The 7,639-nt window shown below is 42.1% G+C and carries 4 protein-coding genes, 1 tRNA gene and 2 rRNA genes; 1 reads left to right on the forward strand and 6 read right to left on the reverse strand.

The genetic code is table 11. From position 1 onward, the window contains the following. Positions 1 to 77: 77 nt before the first annotated feature. On the reverse strand, positions 78 to 2,714 hold the full coding sequence (gene polA, locus BS63_RS0106565; RefSeq protein ID WP_002960689.1) for a DNA polymerase I: 2,637 nt from the start codon (positions 2,712 to 2,714) through the stop codon (positions 78 to 80). Between the two features lie 517 nt (positions 2,715 to 3,231). Here polA and BS63_RS0106570 point away from each other — a divergent pair. Beyond that, positions 3,232 to 3,417, forward strand: a complete 186-nt coding sequence (locus BS63_RS0106570; protein WP_019771986.1) for a hypothetical protein — start codon at positions 3,232 to 3,234, stop codon at positions 3,415 to 3,417. Between the two features lie 84 nt (positions 3,418 to 3,501). On the opposite strand, the gene BS63_RS0106575 is transcribed toward BS63_RS0106570, so the two are convergent. The 5 genes from BS63_RS0106575 to BS63_RS0106595 all read right to left on the reverse strand — a co-directional run. Next, on the reverse strand, positions 3,502 to 5,238 hold the full coding sequence (locus BS63_RS0106575; RefSeq protein WP_019769844.1) for an ABC transporter permease/substrate binding protein: 1,737 nt from the start codon (positions 5,236 to 5,238) through the stop codon (positions 3,502 to 3,504). Continuing rightward, positions 5,239 to 6,435, reverse strand: coding sequence for a quaternary amine ABC transporter ATP-binding protein (locus tag BS63_RS0106580; RefSeq protein WP_002963228.1), 1,197 nt, complete (start codon positions 6,433 to 6,435; stop codon positions 5,239 to 5,241). Between the two features lie 806 nt (positions 6,436 to 7,241). Continuing rightward, positions 7,242 to 7,315: transfer RNA gene (locus tag BS63_RS0106585), tRNA-Asn, on the reverse strand. Positions 7,316 to 7,320: 5 nt separating this feature from the next. Next, positions 7,321 to 7,436 (reverse strand): 5S ribosomal RNA (gene rrf / locus BS63_RS0106590). A gap of 86 nt (positions 7,437 to 7,522) precedes the next feature. After that, positions 7,523 to 7,639: ribosomal RNA gene (locus tag BS63_RS0106595) — 23S ribosomal RNA — on the reverse strand; the annotation flags it as partial.

Raw genomic sequence — 7,639 nt, forward strand, 5'->3', positions numbered from 1 at the left:
TGCAGCTAGATGGTTGTATCAAATTTTACAGAGTGGCAGACAGATTCAGTTTTTGAATATCATTAATTAGTATTGACTTATTTAGCCTCATACCAAGTCTTTCCGGAATTTTCATCTGCCAGAAGGGGAACAGCCAGCACAATAGCTGATTCCATGGTCTTCTTGACCAGTTTCTTAATGGCAGACAGTTCTGCATTGGGCACTTCCAAAACAATTTCATCATGCACCTGCAAAAGCATCTTGGTCTTAAAGCTGCCTGCTTCCAGAGCCTGATCCAGATTAATCATAGCAATCTTGAGAATGTCAGCGGCACTCCCTTGGATTGGGGAATTGATAGCTGTCCGCTCTGCAAAATTACGAATATTGAAGTTGCGTGAGTTGATATCTGGCAAGGTCCGTCGGCGTTTAAAGAGGGTCTCAACATAGCCCTTGTCCTTGGCCTCACGGACCACTCGCTCCATATAATCCTTGATACCAGGGAAGCGTTCAAAGTAGGTGGCGATATAATTCTTAGCCGCCTTTCGGCTAATGCCTAAATTTTGAGATAGGCCGTAGTCCGAAATACCATAAACAACGCCGAAGTTGACTGCCTTGGCATTGCGGCGGTCATTCGGTGTGACATCCTCAGGTCTAGCAATATTGAAAACTCGCATGGCTGTCGCCGTGTGAATATCCTCTCCATTTTTAAAGGCAGCAATCAGATGCTCATCTCCTGAAATATGAGCCAGCACTCGCAGCTCAATTTGCGAGTAGTCCGAGCTAAGCAGGACACTATCCTCCCATTCAGGTGTGAAGGCCTTACGAATCAGCCGTCCCTGCTCCAGCCGAACGGGAATATTTTGCAGGTTGGGATCAACACTGGAAAGCCGTCCAGTCTGGGTCAAATCTTGCAAGTAACGAGTATGGATCTTTCCATCATCCAAGATAAAGTCTTGCAAGCCAACTACATAGGTAGATTGCAATTTTGCAATTTGCCGATATTCGAGAATCTTAGCCACAATCGGAGCATGAGGAGCTAGACGTTCCAGAACATCAACAGCTGTTGAATAACCTGTCTTGGTCTTCTTGGTCATGGAAGTAGGTAGGCCCATCTCTTCAAAAAGAATGGTCCCTAGCTGTTTAGGTGAATTGATGTTGAACTCCTGACCAGCCATATCATAGATTTCCTGGGTCAAAGCATCCAAGGTCACCTGGTTTTCTACTTCCATATCCTTGAGGGTCTGGCGATTGACCTTGATGCCAGTAATTTCCATCTTAGCTAGGACATTAGCCAGAGGCAATTCCATATCAAAGAGCAGGTCGGACTGGCCATGCTCAGCCAATTTTTCCTTGAGAACTGGTTCGGTCTCCACTAGGACCTGCAACTTGGTTGCCAGGTGTTGGAAGAGAACTTGGTCCTCAGGCACAGCCTTCTTGGCCCCCTTGCCATAGACTTCTACATCCTTGGCTAGTGGGGTCTGTCCATAGAGGCTGGCTATGGTAGAAAGCTCATTGTCTTCCACCGTTGACAGCAGATATTTAGCCAAGCGACTATCAAAATCAGCCGTCGGCAAGTCAATGCCCAAGTGGCTGAGGAGAACCTTGGCCCGCTTGAAATCATAGGTCTTGATTGGTTGAGAAAGATCCTTAAGAAAGAGGGAATCCTTGAGCAAATCTAAGTTCTTGCTGACATAAATAGCCTTTTCATTACCCCAAGCAAAGGCCAAAATGTCCTCGCGGTGGTAATTATCATTGAAAACCTCAAAATAGAAAAATTGGTCTGGGCCAAACATTGTGGCTTCTAATTTCTCAACATGCTGATAGTTGATTTGAACCTGATTGACCTCTTCTTCTCTGAGACCTAAGCCAGCCTTAAGCTGTTTGAAATCCATTTCATCATAGAACTGAGCCAGCTCCTTCACGTGGGGTCCTTGATAAAGGGTATCATCCAAACCAATCTTTATCGGCGACTGGGTATTAATGGTCGCTAGGGTCTTGGACATAAAGGCCTGTTCCCTATCATTAATAAGGTTCTCCTTCATCTTAGACGGCTTGAAGCTGTCGATATGATCGTAAATGGCTTCCAAACTACCGTGCTCTAACAGGAGCTTGAGCCCCGTCTTCTCACCAATCTTAGTCACACCAGGAATATTATCCGACTTATCCCCCATCAGAGCCTTGAGGTCAATAAACTGGGTCGGCGTAATCCCCATTTTATCCATCAGGTGCTGGGGCGTATATTCCTCAAATTCCGCCACACCCTTGCGGGAAATTTCCACGACTGTATTGTCATCAGCCAGCTGAATCAGGTCCTTGTCCCCGCTGACAATGGTTACATCAAACTCTCCATTTTCAGCCAATTTGTCCAAGGTACCGATAATATCGTCGGCTTCGTAATTTTCTAAATCATAGTAGGCAATCCCCAGATGGTCCAACATTTCCCGAATATAAGGAAACTGCTCGCGGAACTCATCTGGGGTCTTGTCTCGACCGCCCTTGTAATCGGCGTACATCTCCGTCCGAAAAGTGGTCTTGCCCGCATCAAAAGCTACCAAGACATGAGTCGGTTCAATCCGCTTCATCATGTGATCCAACATGAGGTGAAAACCATAGATGGCATTGGTATGCAGACCTACAGGATTTTTAAACCGATCAATCTGATTATAGAGGGCAAAAAATGCCCGAAAAGCGATAGATGAACCATCAATCAATAGTAATTTATTCTTATTAGCCATGCTCTTATTATACCACAGAACCCCCATTGATAAGTGAGCCCAAGTAGGTTCAGCTAATACTCATTTAAATTCAAAATAGCAGTTGTTACAAAGAATATCCACTGTTTTAATCTCAGTTTATGTAAACAGAATAGACAAATTGGGATACTTTCGCCCTTGTGGTATTATTCGTAACAGTTGCGCTGTTACGAATAACGGAAATTTTGAGACCCTTAATAGAGGCTCATCTTAAGCAATGAAACTCCGGAGGAGGTTGCTTGCATCCGCCCTTTTTAACGATATTTCATTTTCAACATCGATGCTATTTTGAAAATGGAATGAGTAGGGTGGCTAGGAACTCGCTTTAGCGATTACCCTAGTTTATCAGTGACTTTTAATTACTAATACTCTTCTAAAATCAAAAAGATACTTCGTTAACTCACTTTGCCGTACGTCAGTACTGTCTGCAGTTCGTTGCCTCGTCTGTTTTTGATTTTCATTGAGCATAATAAACTGGCTAGGGTAGAAAGTATCAAAATTGAAAGTTCTGATTTTAAATCAGTATAAACCCACAGCAGCCCAGACCAACGAACCCTTGTACAGCAAAGTACCACCAGAGAAAGTTGATACCCTTAAAAACAAAAAAGAAGAGGCTCAGACTAGACTGAACCACTTCTCGGAGATTATGAAAAAGAAAAGTTTATTTAGGATGACTATAGTATAACCAGAGCTACTTAAATAGCACTTAAATTCTTAACTTAATTCTCTAAAAAATCAACCTCACACATGAAAGGTTGATTTAAAGTACTTATTTAGACCACTCGGCTACTTGACTCTTATGATTTTTAATCCATTTTTGTGCAGCCTTTTCTGGAGAAGTTCCTTTATTGATGTCTAGCATAACAGATTCCATATCACTAGAACTCCAATGGAAGTTATTAATAAGTTTATAGGCACCTGGATTCTCATCCTTAAGTCCCTTCTTAGCAATAGTGTGAATATTTTCAGACTTACCAAAGACACCTTTAGGATCCTTTAGAAATTTCAAGTCATACTTAGCAAACATCCAGTGAGGTTTCCAGGCCGTTATAACAATCTCATCCTTGTTCTTAATCGCCTGCTCCAGACTGGTAGTCATAGCACCCGTTGATGAGGAGGAAACTTTCCAGCTGGACAAATTAGAGTATTCCTTCTGCGCTTTTTCAGCACCAGACATAATTCCAGCACCCGGTTCAATACCTGTAATCGTTGAATCCGCTTGATCTGAAAGATCCTCAATGGAATTAACATCCTTCATATAAGAAGGAACGGCTAAACCAAGTTTAGTTCCCTTGAGATTCACACCAAGATCATCCAATTGCCCCTTATACTTGTCATATTGAGCTTTGTGAGTAGCTGGCAGCCAAGCTGAAACAGAAGCGTCAACGCTGCCATCAGCAACTGACTTCCAAGCAACTGCATTGTCCAAAGGTTTAATGTCAACATCATAACCTTCTTGCTTCAGTGCCTCGGCTAAAACATTAGTCGAAGCAACTTCCGAATCCCATTCTACATAAGCTAGAGTAACCTTTTCCTTATGGGAGCCCGTATGACTGACAACCGCTTGAGTAATCCCTGTAGCCAGAAAGGCTAGGATCAAAGCAGGAGCCAACCATTTCTGCCATTTAGGTTTGTTGGCTTGTTTTTGACCGACTGGTGCATTCAATTTTTGAGTAAAGCGGTCAATGATGATGGCCAAAATAACCAGAGCCAAACCATTGACAAAACCATTACCAATTTCAGCGTGCTGCAAGGCTGAAAGGACACCGTTACCGAGACCAGGAGCTCCAATCATAGAAGCAGTCACTACCATGGATAGAGACAGCATGATAGTCTGGTTAATCCCAGCCATAATCGTGTTTTTAGCGAGTGGCAATTCAACACCGAAGAGCTTCTGCTGACTGGTACTACCAAAGGCATCGGAAGCTTCAACTAATTCAGTAGGAATTTCTCGAATTCCAAGATTGGTCATTCGTACCGTTGGAGGCAAAGCAAAGATAACAGAGGCAAAAACCCCCGGTACCATGCCAATACCAAAGAAAGCAACCGCCGGAATCAAATAAACAAAAGCCGGCATAGTTTGCATAAAGTCCAGAATAGGGTTGATAACCTTCTTAGCCGTCTCATTCTTAGCCATCCAAATTCCCAGCGGAATCCCGATCAAAATCGAAATCAAACTGGATAAAAGAACTAAGGTGAAGGTATTAATTAAATCTCCCCAAAGCTCCTGATTATAAATATAGAGCAAACCAATAGCTGTTAAAATCGTAAAGCTCCATTTTTTGGAAATCAGGTAAGCCAAAGCCACAATGAGAAGCATTAAAATCCAAGGATTGATGAAAGTCAAGGTACTGGAAATAAATCCCATAAGACCATCACCAATGATTTTCAGAACACTAAAGAGACCTGAGAAAGTTTTAGTCAGCCAGTCAACAAAAGAATCCATATAGTTAGAAATTGGTAATTTCCCAATCCCTGCTAATAATAAGCTTTCCAAATTTCTCACCTACCCTTCTACTTCAATACCCTGTTTGGTAAGGGCTTCAATCACACGACCCTTGATAATAACACCAACAGGACGCTTATTTTCATTCAAAACAGCAATCGGAGCTGCTGAGTCATAAATCAAAGGCAGAATATCCGTCAACACCATATCCTGAGGCACAGTCCGAATATTAGGATCAACAACATCAGCCAGTTTCTTGCCTGCCTTACGAGCATCATAAGCTGCATCAGCAGAAATAACCCCTAAAAGCTGCCGTTTCCGATTGGTAGCAACCAACATGGACACTTCTTCTACATCCATCCGCTTCAGAGCTACATTAGGGCCGTCACTGTCAACATTTGCAGTAATTGGCTTAATCATAATATTTTGAGCCGTTAATACTTTAGAGCGATCGACATCTTCAACAAACTCTCGAACAAAATCATTGGCTGGTTGGGTCAAGATTTCTTCACCCGTACCAATTTGCATGATTTGGCCATCCTTCATCAGAGCGATTCTGTCACCAATCCGCAAGGCTTCATTAAGATCATGAGTGATAAAGATAATAGTCTTTTGAACTCGATCTTGTAAATCCAAGAGCTCATCCTGCATCTCCTTACGAATCAAAGGATCCAAGGCAGAGAAGGCTTCGTCCATCAAAAGAATATCAGGATCATTAGCCAGAGCCCTAGCCAAACCAACCCGTTGTTGCATCCCACCGGATAACTGATCAGGATATTGATCTTTAAAAGGCAATAAGTTCGAATTATCCAAGGCTTGTTCAGCCGATTTTTCTCTTTCCTCCTTAGGAACTCCTCGTAATTCCAAGCCATACTCGGTGTTTTCCAAAATCGTCTTATGCGGAAAGAGACCAAAATTCTGAAATACCATATTAACAGAGTGACGGCGAATCTCACGCAGCTCATTGGCAGTCATTTCAGAAACATCTTGACCATTGATTTCAATGGTACCAGAAGAGGGTTCGATTAGACGGTTAATCAAACGAATCAAGGTTGACTTTCCGCTTCCTGATAGCCCCATGATAACAAAGACTTCACCTTCTTGAACCTCAAAATTAGCATCATAAACACCGACTGTACAACCGGTTTTCTCTAAAATTTCGGTCTTACTTTTTGCCTCTTTGACCATCTGTAAAGCAGCTTTCCGCTTTTTTCCAAAAATCTTGGTCAAATGACTAACTTTTAAAATTGTCCCCATATATATCCTTTCTTTTTACAATAAACATGAATTAACATGCATTAAATTAATAAATATCTATACCATTATACCAAAATCATAATTTATTATTAAATAAAAAAGCGTTACAAGTTAGTTACTAATATCCAGAAAGCAAATAAAAATTCATGCAACAAACTTAAAAAAAGGAATTCCCCACTCTTTCCATCCCTATACTCACTAAAAATCAGAAGTAATAAGGAACAAAGACCTCAGCCACTAAAGAGACAGAGTTCTAACGGCAACTGCCAAAGCAGTTGCCTAGCACCCGCACTAACCCGAATAAAATCGTAGAACAACTGTTTTATAACGATTTGAATTTAGGTTAGGCTGTCGTTAACGCGTCTTGATGAATCAAGTAGAAAGCAGAGCTTTCTCTATCCCCAGCTCAAACAGGCTACTAGACTGTTTTGACACTTGCTACGCAAGTTTCACTTCCAACCTTTGACAGTCCCCAGACTGTCAAAGCTATCTGCAACGCCTTGCCTAGTCCTAGTCCTAAATCAAACCACTGATATTCTCGTGTCATCAGGCAACACCTTATTAGCTTTACCCATCGGAAACTTTTGATACTCTTCGTCATTCAAAATCTGATGTCGTTAACTCGTTTCGATGAACTTCAGTTCTATCTTCAACTCGTTGCCTAATCAGATTTCGAATTTCATTGAGTATGAGTTGCAAAGAGTATAACTACTTATTCCGCCCTGCTTCCCAAGAACTTGACCAGTCAAAGCATCATTTCCAAACAAAAAAGAAGCCCACAAAACAGGCTTCTCTCATCTTCCTAACTCCACCAGTAGGACTCGAACCTACGACATCATGATTAACAGTCATGCGCTACTACCAACTGAGCTATGGTGGATAAAAGCTAAGCGACTCCCATATCTAACAGGGGGCAACCCCCAACTACTTCAGGCGTACTAGGGCTTAACTGCTGTGTTCGGCATGGGTACAGGTGTATCTCCTAGGCTAGCGTCACTTAACTCCTTGAGTGTGCTCACTCAAAATTGAATACCTATCTATTGTATCAAGCCTAAACCAATACTGTCAATACCTTCTGAACCTTACCTTGGTCAAGTCCTCGAGCGATTAGTATTAGTCCGCTCCATGTGTCACCACACGTCCACTCCTAACCTATCTACCTGATCTTCTCTCAGGGCTCTTACTAACTTAACGTTATGGGAAA

This window comes from Streptococcus sobrinus DSM 20742 = ATCC 33478 (assembly GCF_000686605.1).
Taxonomy (GTDB): domain Bacteria; phylum Bacillota; class Bacilli; order Lactobacillales; family Streptococcaceae; genus Streptococcus; species Streptococcus sobrinus.

Excerpts from the sequence above, each read along its gene's own strand:
- polA (WP_002960689.1), bottom strand. The coding sequence starts at position 2,714 with ATGGCTAATAAGAATAAATTACTATTGATTGATGGTTCATCTATCGCT.
- BS63_RS0106580 (WP_002963228.1), bottom strand. The coding sequence starts at position 6,435 with ATGGGGACAATTTTAAAAGTTAGTCATTTGACCAAGATTTTTGGAAAA.